Below are 17,764 nucleotides of genomic sequence, written 5' to 3'. Positions count from 1 at the left end.
TAGGATGGGACACAAGGTGCGCCGGGAAGTCTGGTCGGCAACGTTTTTGCCGACCCCCGCAAAGGAGCCGCATGAGCCCGCACCCGCCCCGCCCACCGCAGCCTCCCCAGTCTCCCGTGCGCAGCGTGTTTGGGCGCGCCAGCTTCCCCGAATACCAGCGGGTCCTGGCCATCCTCCGGACCGAAACCGTCGGCGGCGCCCTGCTGCTGTTCGCCACCATGGCCGCCCTTGCCTGGGCCAACTCCCCGTGGGCCGGCAGCTATTTCACCCTCCGGGACATCAAACTCGGCTACGCCCCCTGGCACCTCGAACTGAGTATCGGCCATTGGGCGTCGGACGGCCTGCTCGCGGTGTTCTTTTTCATTGCCGGTCTCGAACTCAAGCGGGAATTCGTCTCGGGTGAACTGCGCAACCCGGCGAAGGCCGTGGTCCCGGTGGCGGCCGCCGCGGGCGGCGTGGCACTCCCCGCCTTCATATATGTGCTCTTCAACCTCGGGTCGGGTGCGGAAACCCTCAAAGGCTGGGCCATTCCCACAGCCACTGATATCGCCTTCGCCCTCGCGGTGCTGGCTGTCATCAACACGCATCTTCCGGCGGCGCTGCGCACCTTCTTGCTGACCCTCGCCGTGGTCGATGACCTGATCGCGATCGGCATCATCGCCTTCTTCTACTCCACCGGGCTCGAACCGCTCATGCTGCTCGCCGCCCTGGTCCCGCTCGCCGCCTTCGCATTCCTGGTCCAAAAACGCGTCCGCAGCTGGTACCTGCTGCTCCCCCTCGCCGCGGCCACCTGGGCGTTCGTCCACGCCTCCGGCATTCACGCCACGGTGGCGGGCGTCCTCCTGGGCTTCGCCGTCCCGGTGCTTTCCTCTGGCAGGAAGGGCGAGCCGGAGCACGGCCTGGCGGAGAGTTTCGAGCACCGCCTGCGCCCGTTCTCCGCCGGTTTCGCCGTTCCGGTGTTCGCCTTCTTCTCGGCCGGCGTGGCTCTCGGCGGGGCGGGAGGCCTGGGCGCGGCCTTCACGGACCCGGTGGCGCTAGGCATCGTCGCGGCCCTCGTCGCGGGCAAGACCCTCGGTATCTTCGGCACCACGTTCATCCTGACCAAGTCCACCCGAGCCCGCCTGGACAGCAGCCTCGCCTGGATCGACGTGGCGGGCCTGGCGCTGCTGGCCGGCGTCGGCTTCACGGTCTCCCTGCTCATCGCCGACCTCAGCTTCGGCACCGCTTCCGCGCACAACGACCACGCCAAGGTGGCCATCCTGGCAGGCTCCGTGTGCGCGGCGGTGCTCGCCGCCGTCGTGCTCCGGGCACGCAACAGGCACTACCGCGCGGTGGAGCTGGAGGAACAGCGTGACGACGACGGCGACGGCGTCCCGGACGTCTTCTCCGCCCCCGAACGCAAGGCCTGAGGCAGCCCCCGAAAGTTCTTGCGGCGCACCCGGTGCGCCGCGCCGCCGATCGTCGTACTGTGTGTTCATCGGTGCGTCGACCATGGGGGTTGCATGCGGATTTCAGTCATTGGTTGCGGCTACCTCGGTGCCGTCCATGCCGCCTGCATGGCGAAACTGGGGCACGACGTCGTGGGGATCGAAACGGACCCCGCCAAAGTGGCCGAACTTTCGGACGGCCACGCGCCCTTCTACGAACCGGTCCTGGACGAACTGCTCAAACAGCTCGAGGAATCCGGCCGCCTGCGCTTCACCACCGACATGGCCGAAGCCCGCGGCTCCCAGGTGCATTTCATTTGCGTCGGCACCCCGCAGAAGCGCGGCGAGAACGCCGCGGACCTGCGCTTCGTGGACGCCGCCGTCGAATCCCTGGCCTCACACTTGGGCCCCGGGGAACTGGTGGCCGGCAAATCCACGGTCCCGGTGGGGACCGCGGCACGGCTGGCGGACATCGTGCGCGAAAGCCAGCCCGCGGCGATGCTGGCCTGGAATCCCGAGTTCCTGCGCGAAGGCCACGCCGTCAGCGACACCCTGAACCCGAACAGACTGGTGTACGGCGTGGACTCCGGCTCCGAGGACGACCCCGCCGTGGCCCTCCTGGACGAGGTCTACGCGGAACCCCTCGCCGCCGGGACCCCGCGGATGGTGATGGACTTTGCCACGGCCGAGCTCGTCAAGACGGCCGCGAACTCCTTCCTGGCCACCAAGATCTCCTTCATCAACGCCATGGCCGAAGTCTGCGAGGCCACGGGCGCGGACGTGGTGCGGCTGGCCGAGGCGATCGGCGTGGACGACAGGATCGGTTCGAAGTTCCTCAGTGCCGGTATCGGTTTCGGCGGCGGCTGCCTGCCCAAGGACATCCGCGCGTTCATGGCCCGCGCGGGCGAGCTCGGCGCCGACCAGGCCCTGACGTTCCTGCGCGAGGTGGACGCGATCAACATGCGCCGGCGCACCCGTGTGGTGGAACTGACGCGGCAGCTGTGCGGCGGCACGCTCATGGGCCAGAGGATCGCGGTGCTGGGCGCGGCATTCAAGCCGGAGAGCGACGACGTGCGGGACTCCCCTGCCCTGAGCGCCGCGGCTCAGCTGCAGCTGCAGGGAGCCGTGGTGACGGTGACCGACCCGCAGGCGCTGGACAACGCCGCGAAACGCTTCCCGGAGCTGCCGCTGGAGCCGGACATGGAGACTGCCTTGGACCGGGCAGACGCCGTGCTACTGCTCACCGAATGGAAGCAGTACCGCGAGCTGGACCCGCACGAGACAGCGGCGCTGGTGGCCAACCGCCGCATCCTCGACGGGCGCAACGTGCTGGATCCCGCCAAGTGGCGTGCGGCCGGGTGGACGTACAAGGGCCTGGGGCGGCCGTAAGGAAGCGCCTGCAAGGAACTAGGCGGTCGCCTGGCCCAGCGCGTCCTCGGCGGCCACCCACGACAACATGGCGCACTTGACCCGGGCCACATAGCGCGCCACTCCTTCGAACGCGGCGGCGTCCCCCAGGACTTCCGGGTCGGCCGTGATGGTGCCGCGGGAGCGCAGCATTTCCCGGAACGTCTCGATCAGCTGGCGGAGTTCCTCCGTGTCGATGCCCTCGGCGAGATCCGTGAGCACCGAGGCCGAGGCCATGGAAATGGAACAGCCGTCGCCGTCCCAGCGGAGCTGGCTGATCCGGCCGTCGACGACGGCGAGCCGCACCGTGATCTCGTCCCCGCAGGTGGGGTTCAGCTGGTGTGATTCGCCGCAGCTGGCGCCCACCGGCGCCGGTTCGGACGCGAGCCCTTCGCCGTGGCGCAGTTTCGAATGGTCCAGGATGATCTGCTGGTAGAGGGCGTCAAGACTCATGGGTTCCTCAAACTCGGAAGTACGAGCGCACGCCGGCAACGGCTTCCAGGAGGGCGTCGACGTCGTCGGTGGTGTTGTACAGGTAGGTGCTGGCGCGCGTGGTGGCGGTCAGCCCGAGCCGGCGGTGCAGCGGCTGGGCGCAGTGGTGGCCGACGCGGACGGCGATGCCGCGGTCGTCAAGGTACTGCCCGACGTCGTGGGCGTGCACACCGTCGACGTCGAACGCAGCCAGGCCGATCCGTTCCTCACCGGCGGCCGGACCGAGCACCCGGATACCGGGAAGGGCGCTGAGCCCGCTGACCAAGCGCTGCCCGAGGACCGTTTCCCACTCGTGGATCCGGGCCATCCCGGTTTCCGTGAGGTAGTTCGCGGCCGAGGCAAGGGCGATGGCCTGGGAGATCCGCTGCGTGCCGGCTTCGAAGCGCTGCGGCGCGGGCAGGAACGCGGCCTTTTCCATGGTGACCGTGGTGATCATGGAGCCGCCCGTGAGGAACGGCGGCATCGCGTTCAGGTGGGCGGCCTTGCCGTAGAGGGCTCCGATGCCGGTGGGCGCGAGCATCTTGTGGCCGGAGAGCACGGCGAAGTCGACGTCCAGGGCCTTGACGTCCAGGGGCATGTGCGGCGCGGACTGGCACGCGTCCAGCACCACGAGGGTGTTCTGGGCGCGGGCCAGGTCCACCAGCGATGCCACCGGGGTGATGGTGCCCAGCACGTTGGAGGCGTGGGTGAAGGCCAGCACCCGGGTACGGGGGCCGATGATCCGTGCGGCTTCTTCAAGGTCCAGGGCACCGGCGTCGTCCACCGGGATGTAGCGGAGGGTGGCTCCGGTGCGCATGGCCAGCTGCTGCCACGGGATGAGGTTGGCGTGGTGCTCCATCTCGGTCACCACGATCTCGTCGCCGTCACGAAGGGCGAAGGGCGCCGATTCCGCGGGGGCGCCGGGAAGCGAAGCGTTGAGGAAGGAGTAGCTGAGCAGGTTCAGGGCCTCGGTGGCGTTGGAGGTCCACACCAGTTCGTCGCTGCGGGCGCCGATGAACGCGGCCACCGTTTCCCGGGCCGCTTCGAAAGATTCGGTTGCTTCCACTGCCAGGTAGTGCGCGCCGCGGTGCACGGCGGAGTTGCGCTGTTCGTAGAACTCCTGCTCGGCTTCGATGACGCTCAAGGGGTTCTGCGAGGTGGCTCCGGAGTCCAGGTAGACCAGGTCCCGGCCATTGACCTGCTGGTGCAGGATCGGGAAGTCATTGCGGATCCGCCGCACCTCGTCGTTGTCGAGGGTTGCTGCCGAGTGGAGCAGATGTGTGGGGATGGCAACCATGGCGTACTCCTGGGTGGACCGGTAGGGCATGCGGCGCGGCCCGCGTCCCGGAAAACAGCTCTACCGGAAACAGGGGCAAATTACGTCACACTGACTGATCCTAATTATCCCACGGCCCCGGCGACACTTAGGCGCCGCTCACTAAGGCGCCCCTCACTCAGACAAGGCACATCTCCTGGACGCTGAGCGCCGTCACGGCCAAGTTGCGGAACTCGACGGCAGCTCCGCCGTCGTTCCCTGGCGTACCGGTCCCCGAAAGCAGGGCGAAATAACCGCCCCGGAACGCGGTGTCGTTGCTTTGCACGCTCCAGGTCCGTCCGCCGTCGGCCGATGCGCTGGCGCGGATACCCACCGGTGCCATTTCCACGCGGACCCGGAGCCACTGCCCGCTCCCGGCTCCGCCGGCCGCCGAGGCCAGGGACACGGGCTGCACCTGGCCTTTGTCGGTCCGGCCGAGTTCCAGGGAGCCGTCCGCTCCGATCTCCAGCCGGTATCCGCCCTGGGTGGCCGCCGGCGCCGCGCCGTTGGTGACGGGGAGCACCGGGGAATCGTCGCCAAGAGCGAAGGCGATTCCGGCCCGCTGCCCGCCGGTTCCTCCGCCGTCCGGCCAGCGCAGTTCGACGTCGAGCCGCCAGCCGGGCGCGGCCAGCGGTGCCATGGACCCCACGGTGTAGGAACCGGCGGCACCGCCGAAACGCAGCGCATCGTCCACGAAGGCCGGCTGCTCGGCCCAGTCGCTGTCCGTTTTCCAGGGCAGGTCCCCGGCGGCGCGGCTGCCCTGGCCCAGGCTGTCGGTTGAGGCGGGCGCGAGCCGCTGCAGCACGTAGGGCACGTTGGAGCACATCATGCCGCGCACGCCCAGCCGCTGCAGCCGGTCCCGCTCCCACCTGCGGTGCACCTCCCAGGCGATCACCGGCTTCCCCAAGGCCACCAGTTGCCGGATCGGCGCTTCCGCGGCCAGGGTGGGAACGCCCAACAGGTCCACCCGGTCCTGGAAGTCCGCGGCCCGGTCCAGTTCCTTGCTCGTGAAGTACCCCCAGGTGGTGTAGCCGCGCTGCCGGGCGTAGAGGTGACCCGGGGACATGGCCGGCTGCTTCCACACGATGTGGTCCCGGCTGTCCGGGTAGTCCTGCAACATCGTGATGATCGCATCGGCGTTGGTGCCGCCCTTGTCCTCGAGGAAGATCACGTGGCTGCGGGCGAAGGCGTCCAGGACGTCCCGCAGCCGGGGAATCGGTTCCTGCGCAGTAGCCGGTCCCAGCCAGGCGCGGGCGTCCACCCTCAGCTGGGCCAGGGCCGCGTACGGGGTGGCGGGGATCTGGAAGTCGTGGCCGGTGGTACGCAGTGTGGAAGCGTCGTGGTGGCACAGCAGCACGCCATCCGAACTGGCCCACACCGACACTTCGATCGCCTTCAGCCCCAGGGCCACGGACTGCGAGTAGGCCAGCATGGTGTGTTCGGGCCAGTTGTCGCCCGAACCCCGGTGGGCGATGTAGAAGTTTTTCGTCGAGAGCAGGTTCCCGATGCTGTACGGCCCGGCCGGCTGGAGCGGGACGTCCGGGACCGGGGCCAGCGTGGGTACCGCGGTGCCTGTCCCTGCGGCCTGCGGGCAGCCCGCGCAGCCTGCGAGCGTGCTTCCTACGGCCAGGGCGCTGCCTGCCGCCACTGCGCCCTGTGCCGCGAGCGCCAGGAAGCGGCGGCGCCCGACGGCGGCCCCCCAGGCACCGCTGTTCACGGACGCCTCCCTGCCTGGTCCCTTTCGCGGACAGCGCCTTCGTACGGTGCGGCCGGCAGCTCCGGGTACCGTTGTGCCTCCCTCAGCAGCTGTCCTTGCCGCACGACTTCATCGCCGGCCATGACGAGCATGGCGAACACGGTCCAGATCAGGATGGCCGCGGCGGAACGGGTCGCCAGGGAGCTGTAGGTCTGGGGCACCACGACGGCCAGGAGTCCGGCCAGGGTAAGGCCGCGGAAGTGGTGCCTGGGCGCGTGCTTCAGGACCAGGTAGGCCATGGCGCCGAAGTACAGCAAGGCAAACAGGATGCCGAAATCGATGCTGTACATCACCAGCGGGTTTTCGAAGCTGGTCTGCAGGCCGCCCTGCACCGCCACCTTGTAGCTCGCGCCGATCCCCTGGCCCGCGATGAAGTAGTCGGACCAGTGGGCCACGAAGTATTCCAAGGCCCGGGCGCGGGCCTCGGCCGATCCCGTGTCGTCCTCGAGCCGTTCGGCAACGCCGGCCACCAGCGGCGATTGGACGATGAACCAGGTGGCCACCGAGAGCACCACGAGGAAGACGATCCTCACCCACACGCGGCGCTTGGCGAAGAGCACCACGGCCACCACGGAGAAGCCCACCACGAACAGGCCCACCCTGGACTGGGTGACCAGCACGCCGGTGATCATCAGCAGGAGCAACAGGGCCTGGAGCAAATTGTGTTTCAGGCCGGCAACCAGGGGCGCGGCGACGCAGATGGCCAGGGACAACGCCAGGGGCTGGTCGAGCGTGCCCATCCAGCGGTCGGTTTCCGGGTTGAACCAGTACTGGGTAAGGAAGCCCTCCTCATAGAAGAGCACACTGTGGGTCAGCCACTGGATCAGGGCGATGACGCAGGTCACGGCCACCAGGGTCAGCAGCATGGTCCGCAGCGCCGTGACCAGGTCAGGGTCGTCGAGGGCCGCGGAAAGGAGGATGAGGAAGAACAGGACCGGGGCCAGGATCTGGTCGACGAGGAGCACCATGCCGCCGCCGTCCGGCGAGCTTCGTGACGCCAGGAAGGCGGCCAGCACCACCAGCGCCAGCACCATGAAGAAGAAGAACTCGCGGCCCAGCACCCGCCGCAGCGACACGGGGTCGTGGAGCAGCCGGACCGTGAAGACCGCGAAGATCAGCCAGCTCGCGGCGTGCATGGACAGGGCGCCACTGTCCACTCCGGTGATCAGCGGGCTGCCGACGGTGGGCACCAGCATCCAGACGCCCAGGATCCCGGCGAAGGCCCAGCGGATCCGCCGGCGGAACAACCACGCAAAGCCGAAGCAACATGCGATCCACAGGACCAGCCTGAACATGGCGCACCGCTATCCGCGCCGCGGTGGCGGCAGGGCCGCGCCATCGGGGTCGTCGGCGGCCGAGCCGCCGGAACCCCGGTCCTTCTCGCGCCCGGGCCCGGAGCCGCCGTCGTCGTGACGGGCCGCCTCCCCGGGTTCCGGCCAGCCGCGCACCCGGCCCGGATCGACCGTTTCTGCGCGGTGGGCGCGGCGGGTGCGCGGTGCCCCGCGCCGGTGGGCTTCGGCGAAACGGTCAGGCAGGGCGTTCAGGGCCACGCCGAGGATACGGCTGTCCACTGCGCGGAGGTTGTCGAGGGCGAGGGCCAGCATCTGCCGTGTGACCCTTTCGTGGCGCACTACCACCACCACGCCGTCGGTGAGCGAGCCCATCAGGGCGCCGTCGCTCAGGGGCTGCAGGGCCGTGGCGTCCACGACGATCCGGCTGTACCGTTCCTTCAGCGCCGCCAGCACCAGCGGCGTCTGCTTGCTGCTCAGCAGTTCGGTGGGTTGCAAGGGAACGGTGCCCGCGCCGATGGTGTGGAGGCCTTCGAAGGCTGTCCGCTGGATCACCTTGTCCAGCGGCAGTTGCCCGGACAGCACATTCGACAGGCCGGTGGTCTTCGCCAGGCCCAGTTCAAGCGCGAGCTCCGGGTGCCGGAGATCCGCCTCCAGCAGCAGCACGGTGTGGCCGGACTCCGCCCAGGCCTTCGCGAGCAGCAGGGCCGCCGTCGTCTTTCCCTCACCAGCCGTGGCGGACGTGACGGTCACCGAATGCAGGTGCTGGGACTGGGACAGGTGGTCCACGTTGGTGCGGAGCCTGCGCCCCGCCTCATCCACCAGGGAATCGGACCGGCGCTGCAGCAGCTTCTCGAAGCTGCGGGCGGCCGAAGCGTGCGGGATACGGGCCAGCAGCGGCAGGCCCGTTGCGGCCTCCACCTGCTCGGGGGTCCGCAGGGAGTGGTCCATCAGCCGGCGGCCGACGGCGATGCCGATCCCCAGCGCCACGCCCAGCAACAGGCCGAGCCCCAGGTTCAGGCCCACCCGCGGCGCCACCGGGGCGTCTTCCGGAGTGGGGCCGGACACCACTGTCAGGACGGTCTGGGACGAGCCTTCCGGTCTGCGTCCCTCCTCCAGTTCGTTGACCGCGGGCCCGAAGTTCTTGGCGATGGCCGACGCCGCGGCAACGGCGTCGCTGGCGTCCGGCATGGTCACGACGACGGTGAGCAGCAGGGTGTCACGGTCGCCGGAGGCGCTGATGGCGTCCAGGGCCTGCGCGCCGTCGACCGGGACGCCGCTGTCCCTCAGGATCCGCTCCACGAAGAGGTCGTTCTTGACCAGGGCGGCGTACGTGGCGATACGGCCGCGGGAGAGTTCGTCCGATTGCAGGGCCGACTGGCCGGTGGCGGGCGGGGACACCACGAGGAAGCGGACCGTGCTTTGGTACTGGGGTTGCATGTTCTCGGTGACGATCGCGGCAGCCCCCAGTCCGGCCACCGCGCACACCAGCACGATCCACCATCCGCGCACTATTGCGCGGAGATACTCTGACAGTTCCAAAGAGCCGCCCCCAGATGGCGTCCGGGGCTGTTCCGCTCGTTGGCCCGGTCCCGTTTGCCTTGTTTGTTGCACCATTATTGAACGCCCGGGGCCGCTGCGGAAGCATTCCGAGGCGGGCCTTTCCCGGGAGTGCCCCAGGGGCCCCGAAGTGCTGGTCAAAGCCTTACCGGCGGTCCTAAGCTTCTGCTACCACGGGCGGCCCGTGCGGACAGGAGAAACGTGCGCACTTCCCAACCCCGGCCTTCGGTTTTGGTGGCCCATCCGAGCGCCGATCTCTACGGCTCGGACCGTGTCCTGCTGGAAACGGTCGACGGCCTGCTGCGCCATGGCGCCAGGGTGCTGGTGACCGTTCCCGCCCCGGGACCGCTGGTGGCAGGTTTGCGGGCACGCGGCGTCAACGTCGTGTTCTGCCCGACGCCGGTGCTCCGCAAGAGCTTCCTCTCCCCCGCGGGGGTACTCAAGCTTGCCGTGGCCGCCGTGCGCGGCGGCCTTGCCGGAGTCGCCCTGCTGCGCGGCAGCCGCCCCGACCTGGTGCTCGCCAACACCATCACCGTGCCGCTGTGGACCGTCCTGGCCCGGCTGCTCAGGATCCCGGTCCTCACCCACGTCCACGAAGCCGAGTCCAGCGCGCCCCGCCCGCTGCGGGCCGCCCTGGCGCTGCCCCTGCTTCTTTCCACGGACATCGTCACCAACAGCAGTTTCAGCGCCGACACCCTCGCCGCGTCCCTCCCCCGGCTGCGGGGCCGGGCCACGGTGGTCTACAACGGGGTGCCGGGTCCGGACGCGGTGGTGCCGGCCAGGGAGGGGCTCGAGGGCGGCCTGCGGGTGGTGTACCTGGGGCGCCTGTCGCACCGCAAGGGTGTGGACGTGGCGATCGACGCCGTGCTGCGGCTCCGCGACCGGGGCGTCCCGGCCACGCTCTCCCTGGTGGGCGCCGTGTTCCCCGGCAATGAAAGCTACGAGGACCAACTGCGGGAGCAGGTGGCGCGGAGCGGGGCTGCGGACTTCGTCACCTTCCACGGTTTCCAGGACACGGTTTGGCCGTTCCTGGCCGCGGCCGACGTCGCGGTGGTGCCCTCACGGCTGGATGAGCCGTTCGGCAACACGGCAGTCGAGGCCCTGCTCGCGGCCCGGCCGGTGGTAGCCAGCAACACCTCGGGTCTGCGTGAGGCGGCCGGCGGGTACAGCTCAGTGCAGTTCGTCGATCCCGGAGAAGCCACTGCCCTGGCCGACGCCCTCTCCGCGGTGCACGCCGGCTGGCCGCACTACCGCAAACGGGCACTTGCCGACGCGCAACTGGCCCGGGAACGGCACAGTCCGGAAGGCTACGGAGACAACATGGCCCGGCAGGTGGCTGCCGCCGTCGGCGTCCGGAGCGGGAAGGCCTGAACCGCCGTGCACCGCCGTCCCGCCGCCAAGGTCCCCGCGCCCGGCCCCCCGGAGGGCGGAACCCCGGCGTTCTCGGGACGGACCGCGGTCAGCGGCGTGCGGTGGAGCCTTTCGGCCGTGCTCGCGAGGCAGGGCTTCCAGATGTTGTGCGCTGTGGTCCTGGCCCGGCTGCTGGGCCCGGAAAGCTACGGCATCATTTCCGCCGCCACCGTCTACACCACGTTCGCCGCCCTTTTCCTGGACCAGGGCCTTTCCTCGGCCCTGATCCAGCGCCCCGAAGTCAGCCGCCGCGCGGCCGGCGCCACCGCCACCGTGAACCTGATGTTCGCCGTCCTGATCGGCGCCGTCACTGTCGTCCTGGCGCCGTGGGCGGGAAGCTTTTTCCACGCCCCCGGCGTGACAGCCCTGCTCCTGCCACTGGCCGCCGCCATTCCGCTCAAGGGCCTGGCCATCACGCCGCGGGCCATGCTGTCCCGGGAGCTCCTGCTGCGCCAGGTGGCGCGCGCGGACATCATCGCCGCGGCAGCGGGCGCGACGGCGGGAATCACCGCCGCCCTGCTGGGCGCCGGTTACTTCGCGCTCGCCTACCAGGTCATCACCACGGACCTGCTCACGGCCCTGCTGCTGCTCCTGGCATCGCGCGGTCCGGGGCCCAACTTCCACCTCGGCGAAGTACGGCCGCTGCTGGCCTTCAGCATGAGCGTCTTCTTCACGGACTTCCTCGCCTACTTTTCGCGCAATGTGGACAACATCCTGGTGGGCCGCTTCCTGGGGGTGCTCCCGCTCTCGCTCTACAGCATGGCCTACCGGATCATGGTGGTGCCGGTGCAGTTGGTGGGGCAGACCGTCAACCGGATCATGTTCCCCGCGTTCTCCCGGGCCGCCGGGGACACGGCGATGGTTGCCGGGCACCTCTTGTCCGCTTCGAGGGTTGTGGCCATGCTTGCTGCCCCGCCAATGGCCTATGTGGCCTGCGCGGCCCCGGAACTGGTGCATGTGGTCCTGGGCGACGCGTGGGCGCCGGCTGCCCCGATCGTCACGGTGCTGGCAATCGGCGGCATCCGCGAAACCCTCTTCTACATCACGCCGTCCCTGATGAAAGGGCTGGGCAAGGGCCGCCTGATCGTCCGCTACGAGGTCCTGGCAGCGATGGTCCAGGTGGGCGGCATCGTGGTGGGCCTGCAGTTCGGCCTGCTGGGGGTCGCTGTAGGCCTTGTGGGTTTCGGCTTCCTCCTCGTCCCGGTCCTGCTGGCCATCCAGTCCCGCCTCAGCGGCCGCAGGGTCCGCGAGCTGCTGGGCGTGCTGATGCCGGCGGTTCATTCCTCGCTGTGGGGTGCTGCGGCCTACTTGGCTCTTCGGGTGCTCGGCTGGTCGGCTCCGGCCACCGCCGCCGCGGGGCTCCTGGCATTCATCATCGCCGGCGCCGCAGCATTGTTCCTGTTCCACCGCAAGCATCTGAAGCTGTTCTTTTCCCAGGCCAGGTCGCTCTTTGTCCGCCACAACGGTGAGCGGCCGGCCATGACGGAAGAACCCCTCGTGAAGGAGGAACCATGAGCCAGGCCCCCGCAGGATCGCTCGTCGTGGCGGTACTGACCTACAAGCGTCCGGAGGACCTGGCGCTGGCCATCCCACGCCTGCAACAACAGTTGGACGGCGCCGGCGGTGACGCTTCGATCCTGGTGGTGGACAACGACCCCGCAGCCAGCGCACGGACCGCCGTGGAAGCCTTCGCTTCCCCGCAGGTGCGCTACGTCCACGAACCGCGGCCAGGGATCGCTGCCGCACGGAACCGGGCCCTTGCCGAGTCCGCCGCCGATTCGGTGCTGGTGTTCATCGACGACGATGAGGTGCCCACGGAGAACTGGCTCCGCACCCTGGTGTCCCTGCACAGGTCCACCGGCGCGGCCGCCGTCGTGGGCCCCGTGGTGAGCGAGTACGCCAGGACCCCGGAACGCTGGATCCAGGAAGGCAGGTTCTTTGACCGCCGCCGGCTCAAGACCGGAACCCGGCTCACGGTGGCCGCAACCAACAACCTCCTCCTGGACCTGCCGCAGATACGCCGATTCGGCCTCAGCTTCGACGAGCGGTTCGGCCTGAGCGGCGGCTCGGACACGCTCTTCACCCGCAAGCTGGTCAGGCTGGGCGGTGTGATGCTGTGGTGCGATGAGGCTGCCGTCATCGACCGTGTCCCGGTGTCCAGGCTGAGCCGCGAATGGGTGCTCCGGAGGGCCCTGCGCAGCGGGAATTCGGCGGCGCGGGTGAGCCTGGAACTGGCGGAAAATGCCGTCGAAAAGGCTGCCGTGCGCGGCCGGCACCTGGTGTCCGGAGCGGTGCGGATCGCCGGTGGCAGCGCCCGGTTGTTGGCCGGGACGGTCACCGGGTCCATGTCCTTGCGGGCGCGGGGGCTGCGCACGATCGCCCGCGGGACCGGCATGGCGTCAGGAGCGTTCGGTTATGTGTACAGCGAATACAAGCGGAAGTGACACCGAACACAGGCAGGGGGGCCCTGCCGGGGCGTCGGTTAAAGAATTTTTGGAAAGTTTTCGGGCCGCCCGCGCACCTATCGCAACTTTCCCGGAATCACGCGGATTATCCCGGCGTGTCGCAACTTTTCCAAGCACCGTTATCAAGTCGAAATCATCGCGAGGGGGGCGATCTTGGGCCGTTATCGATTTGCAACAAAAGTCGAGGCTCTACTAGCGTTGGTGTCCGTTAGCCGGGGTCGGGGATGCCTACGGGAAACGCCGGACGTAGTCTTCCGCTACGCCTGGCACCGCACATGTCGCCGGACCGGCGTTGCTTTGCAGCCTGGGCCAACGGTGCGTTTCCCCGTGCCCGGAGTCCGAAAACGCAGGGGCAACAACCATGGCGATCCACCACACGCCACGAGCGAGCACCCGGCCGAAGCCTGCCGCGATGCCTGCCGTCCACCCGATCGGGGCCGGTTCAATGGAACCTGTGCCGCCGTGCTGAGAGGGTCCGAAGGCATCGACACCGGCTCCATGAGTCTCGTCCCGACACCCGGGGTGCATGAAGCACTCCCCGCGGTCATCCGGGAATTCCGCCGATGCGACACGCTCGCATTGCCTCGCCAGGACCATCGCAGCGCCATACGCTGCAACGGCTAGCGCTCCATTTTTCGATGGGCAGTCCCGGTTTTCCACGGCCGCTGGGGGCCGCGGTACCGAAGGACGCCCACTACCCCAACCAAGGAATGAACATTGAAGCCAAGCACTGAACTATCCCGCCGCAAAGCTCTCGGTCTCGGCGCCGCAGGTGTCGTGGGAGCCGTTGCTGCGAGCTACGCCGTCGCTGCACCCGCCTCGGCGGCAAGCCGTTCGGACCTCATCCCGGGCACATACAAGCCCACCAGCCTGAATACCGGCGTCATCGCGGGCACCGCCCTCACCCCGTACAACACCAGCTACGCCGACTTGGTCATCACCAAGGACGGCACCCTCCTGGAAAACCTGGACATCTACGGCGACATCAAGGTCCGGGCCCGCAACGTGGTCATCCGCAACTGCCGCCTCCGCGGCGGCAAGCACATCCCGTCCGCCAACACCGGAATCGTGGACGCCAACAGCGCGTACTGCTACAACCTCCTCGTCCAGGACTGCACCATCATCCCGGACCGCCCGTCCTACTACCGTGACGGCATCGTGGGCCACGAGTTCACCGCCCGCCGCAACCGCATCAAGCGCAGCAACGACGGCATCGGCGTCTTCAACCGCCCGGGCGGCTCGGTGTACGCCAACGTGGTCATCGAAGGCAACTACATCAACGAGCTCACCTACTGGAGCAACGACCCCGCCCACAGCGACGGCACCCACAACGACGGCATCCAGGTCCAGGGCGGCCAGAACATCCGGATCGTCGGCAACACCGTGGTCGGCTCCATCGTCACCGGTGCCGGCAGTGCGCCCAGCCCGCGCGGCACCCACGGCGGCTGCACCATCATGCTGCAGCAGAACGTCGCCAAGCTCGCCAACGTGCTCGTGGAGCGCAACTGGGTGGATGACGGCCAGACGTCCATCAACATCGCCGTTGGCAGCAAGTACGCGGACATCGTGGTGACGGTGCAGCGCAACTTCCTGGGCCGCAACCAGTACGACTACGGCAATGGCTCCAAGTACCCCATCCGCATCATCAGCCGTGCCAAGAGCAAGGTCACCGGCCTGTACATCAACCGTTGGGAAGACAACAACGTGTACCTCGCCGAAGGCCGCGACCTCGGCATCCGCTTCGACAGCTAAGCGGCAGCAGCTTCGCAACCGGAGTGCCCCGTCACCGCCTCAAGCGGTGCGGGGCACTCCGCGTTTTGGGCCCCGCGGGCAGGGCTACAGCGGCTGCACCGCGAAATCATCGAACAGCACGTTGACGGGCGCATTCGTCGCAGAGCCGGACAGGTAGGCCAACAGGCCGACATTCCCCCGAGCCTGCAGGGCCGCCACGGTGTTGTCCGTGGTGCTCAGCTGCCAGTTGGCCGGTTCGGCGGTGCCCGTGCGCCAGGCCTTGGCCCGCAAGGTGGTCGGCGAGGTGCCGGTGGCCTGGACCCGCAGCTGCAGCTGTTGGCCCGCCGTCACGCTCAGCGCGGTGACGAACTGTCCGATCGTGGTTTCGGTGGTCCCCGAGAGCCGGGTCAGTTGGACCGTGACCGCCCCATCCGCAGCCACCTTGATCTTGCCTCGGTATTCGGCGGTGCCCACCTTGCGGGCGATCACACCCATGAACGTGCCGCCGCCGTTGCCGATCCTGTCCAGGGCCACAGTGACGGTGGTGTCGGTGCCGCTGCTGAACACGCCGCCGAGGTAGGCGGACGTCCCGCGGCTTGCCGCCAGGTTCATCCGTCCGTCACCGCCGGACACGGAGTAGAAGGACGCAGTTCCCCCCACGGTCCAAGTCCCGCCGCTGTCGGCGGTCCCCCAGCCCGAGGCCACGGTGCGGCCGAAGGCATCGGAGGCAAGTGCCGCTCCCGGATCCGACGCCACGGTGACGGTCTGCGTAGCGACGTCGGTGGCGCCGTCGTTGTCCGTGACGGTCAGGGTGATCGTGTAGGTACCGGACGCCGCGTAGGCGTGCTGGACGCTTACGCCGCTGCCGGTGCCGCCGTCGCCGAAGTTCCATGCATAGGACGCTATGGTGCCGTCCGGATCGGAACTGCCGGAGGCGTTGGCGGTCACGCTCAGCTGGTTCGCCGTGACGGCGAAAACGGCCGACGGCGGCTGGTTGGCGCCGTCGCTCACCGTCACCGAGCGCGTGGCGACGTCCGTGGCGCCGCTGTTGTCCCGCACGGTGAGGTTGATCGTGTAGGTGCCGGCCGCGGCATAGGTGTGCTGCGCGGTGACTCCGGTGCTGGTGCTCCCGTCGCCCCATCCCCAGGTATAGCTGCTGATGCTGCCGTCCGGGTCGGAGGAAGCGGAGGCGTTCACGCTGACGGTGAGCAGGCTGGTGCTGCTGGTGAAGCTCGCCACCGGCGGGTCATTCGTGGTGCCGGTGATCGTGATGCTCCTGGTGTCCCCCGTGACCGTGTTCCCGAAGGGATCTTCGACCCGGATGCGGTAGTTTTGCGTGCCGCCCTGCAGGCCGGAGTCGTTGAAGACCAGGGTGGGCCGCTGCCAGAAGGTGGACAGCTGGGAGACGCTGTACACGGGATTGCCGTTGCGCAGCACGGTGTAAGTCAGGTTCGAGTTGTCCCGGTCCCAGTTGGCCTGCCACTGCACGCGGACCTGCCCTGCGCCGGGGCTGCTAAGCGTGGGGACGAAGGCGGAGCCGGAGACCCTGGGGCCCTGGTTGTTCGGGGCAATCTCCTTGACGGCAAACCGGGACAGGCCTTGCTGCGGGCTCTGGTTGACGTTGCGGAATTCGCCCACCATCACCACATAGCTGTTGTTGCCTGTCACATACCACGGCCCCTGGCTCTGGCCGCTGGCGGTGCCGGTGTCCATGTCCGGGAACCAGTTGAGCATCGACGGCGCCGGCTGGCCCGTGAAGGAGGGGTAGCCATAAATGTCCCGCGTGAGGAACCCGGTAGCCGCGCGGCTGAACGAAACGGCCCGGTGCCAGGTGCGGGGACTGGTTTCCGGGAAGCCGCCCAGGTTGCCGCAATAGTGCGGGTGCCCGGCCACATAGACGGCGGTGTTGTTCGCGAAGGCGCTGTAGGAATCGCCATGGCAGTCCTCGATCCACTTGATCCTGGCGTCGGACCAGTTGGCGGCGAAGGCGCCTTCGAGGTTGCCGCCGGTGCCGAAGATGTAGCCGGTGCCGTAGAACTGCGTGCCGTCCGTGGAGAGGGACAGGATGGCCGACTGGTCGCCGGCGTTGCGGACCACGTCGTTCACCTGGATGGCAAGGGTGGCGCCCGACATGGAGTTGACCATGCCCAACCCGTAGCCGGGCCGGTTGGAGCCGTTCAGCGTGGTGAAGGCGCCACCTACCACCACACGGTCTGCCGTGGGTGACAAGGCCAGGGCGTTGACGCGCGAATCGTCGGCACTGGGGTTCCATGCCAGGAGTGCGCCGGTGGAGGCGCTGGCGGCAGCAAGGCGGTTCCTTGCGACGGAACCCACAGCGTTGAACGTGCCGCCGAACCACACCGTGGAATTGCTGGCCACGATCGCGCGCACGCTGGCGGCGACCTTGGGAGCGAAGGAAGAGATGAGGCTTCCGTCATCGGGATCAAGCGCGGCGATCCGGAGCCGCTGCACCCCGTTGACCGTGGTGAAGTCGCCGCCCACGTAGATCCGCGAGCCGTCCGGTGACGCGGCGATGGAGAGCGCCTGGCCGTTCAGGTTCGGCGCGAAGTTGGATTTGAGGACGCCAGTGGCGAGGTCGAACGCCAGGATGTTCCGGCGTGCCACGAGTTGCGTTCCGGCGGCCGCGCCGTAGGGCCTGGCGTTGTTGAACCTGCCGGCCACGTACACGGTGTTGCCCACCGTCACGGCCTGCCAGGCGACGCCGTCGTGCTGGGCCGTGGGGAGGCTGTCCGCCGTCACGGTCACGGGGGTCTTGGGATCGTTGGGGTTCACGGGCGCCGAGTCCGCCAAGGCGGGCGCGGTGAGGATGCCGCCGAAGAGGGCGGCCAGTCCAAGACATGCAATGAGTCTGCGGAACATCCGCTTCGCCGGGGTCATCAGCGCGTTCCTCCCCCAAATCCACTCCCCCAATA

12 protein-coding genes are annotated in these 17,764 nt (G+C 68.7%); 6 read left to right on the top strand and 6 right to left on the bottom strand.

The window, feature by feature from the left end; genetic code table 11:
• The first annotated feature begins 71 nt into the window (after positions 1-71).
• Both nhaA and BLP88_RS01990 read left to right on the top strand, forming a co-directional pair.
• Positions 72-1,409: a Na+/H+ antiporter NhaA gene (gene nhaA, locus BLP88_RS01995; protein WP_074586442.1), complete on the top strand. Its 1,338-nt coding sequence runs from the start codon at positions 72-74 to the stop codon at positions 1,407-1,409.
• Between the two features lie 93 nt (positions 1,410-1,502).
• Positions 1,503-2,816, top strand: coding sequence for a UDP-glucose dehydrogenase family protein (locus BLP88_RS01990; RefSeq protein ID WP_074586440.1), 1,314 nt, complete (start codon positions 1,503-1,505; stop codon positions 2,814-2,816).
• 18 nt (positions 2,817-2,834) lie between these two features.
• On the opposite strand, the gene sufU is transcribed toward BLP88_RS01990, so the two are convergent.
• The 5 genes from sufU to BLP88_RS01965 all read right to left on the bottom strand — a co-directional run bounded on the left by sufU (position 2,835) and on the right by BLP88_RS01965 (position 9,282).
• Positions 2,835-3,287, bottom strand: a complete 453-nt coding sequence (gene sufU / locus BLP88_RS01985) for a Fe-S cluster assembly sulfur transfer protein SufU (protein WP_074586438.1) — start codon at positions 3,285-3,287, stop codon at positions 2,835-2,837.
• Between the two features lie 7 nt (positions 3,288-3,294).
• A complete protein-coding gene (locus tag BLP88_RS01980; protein WP_074586437.1) occupies positions 3,295-4,602 on the bottom strand; it encodes a SufS family cysteine desulfurase in 1,308 nt (435 codons plus the stop codon).
• Positions 4,603-4,759: 157 nt separating this feature from the next.
• A complete protein-coding gene (locus BLP88_RS01975) occupies positions 4,760-6,337 on the bottom strand; it encodes a glycerophosphodiester phosphodiesterase (RefSeq protein WP_074586435.1) in 1,578 nt (525 codons plus the stop codon).
• Entirely contained in the window at positions 6,334-7,671 is a 1,338-nt protein-coding gene (locus tag BLP88_RS01970) for an O-antigen ligase family protein (protein WP_074586433.1), read from the bottom strand. Before BLP88_RS01970 ends, BLP88_RS01975 begins: the two co-directional genes overlap by 4 nt.
• A gap of 9 nt (positions 7,672-7,680) precedes the next feature.
• Positions 7,681-9,282, bottom strand: coding sequence for a tyrosine-protein kinase domain-containing protein (locus BLP88_RS01965; RefSeq protein WP_084110686.1), 1,602 nt, complete (start codon positions 9,280-9,282; stop codon positions 7,681-7,683).
• 144 nt (positions 9,283-9,426) lie between these two features.
• On the opposite strand from BLP88_RS01965, the gene BLP88_RS01960 reads away from it, so the two are divergent.
• The 4 genes from BLP88_RS01960 (at position 9,427) to BLP88_RS01945 (ending at position 14,852) form a co-directional block, all read left to right on the top strand.
• Positions 9,427-10,596: a glycosyltransferase gene (locus BLP88_RS01960; RefSeq protein ID WP_074586431.1), complete on the top strand. Its 1,170-nt coding sequence runs from the start codon at positions 9,427-9,429 to the stop codon at positions 10,594-10,596.
• Positions 10,597-10,602: 6 nt separating this feature from the next.
• Positions 10,603-12,150, top strand: a complete 1,548-nt coding sequence (locus BLP88_RS01955) for a lipopolysaccharide biosynthesis protein (RefSeq protein WP_074586430.1) — start codon at positions 10,603-10,605, stop codon at positions 12,148-12,150.
• A complete protein-coding gene (locus BLP88_RS01950) occupies positions 12,147-13,079 on the top strand; it encodes a glycosyltransferase family 2 protein (RefSeq protein WP_074586429.1) in 933 nt (310 codons plus the stop codon). Before BLP88_RS01955 ends, BLP88_RS01950 begins: the two co-directional genes overlap by 4 nt.
• 738 nt (positions 13,080-13,817) lie before the next feature.
• On the top strand, positions 13,818-14,852 hold the full coding sequence (locus tag BLP88_RS01945; RefSeq protein ID WP_074586428.1) for a right-handed parallel beta-helix repeat-containing protein: 1,035 nt from the start codon (positions 13,818-13,820) through the stop codon (positions 14,850-14,852).
• 84 nt (positions 14,853-14,936) lie between these two features.
• Here the strand turns inward: BLP88_RS01945 and BLP88_RS01940 are convergent, their stop codons facing one another.
• Positions 14,937-17,729, bottom strand: a complete 2,793-nt coding sequence (locus BLP88_RS01940; RefSeq protein WP_074586427.1) for a PKD domain-containing protein — start codon at positions 17,727-17,729, stop codon at positions 14,937-14,939.
• Positions 17,730-17,764 lie beyond the last annotated feature (35 nt).

The organism is Arthrobacter cupressi (assembly GCF_900099975.1).
Classification (GTDB): domain Bacteria; phylum Actinomycetota; class Actinomycetes; order Actinomycetales; family Micrococcaceae; genus Arthrobacter; species Arthrobacter cupressi.
The sequence above is the reverse complement of the archived record's forward strand: the minus strand, read 5'-3'. Positions and strand labels throughout refer to the sequence as shown.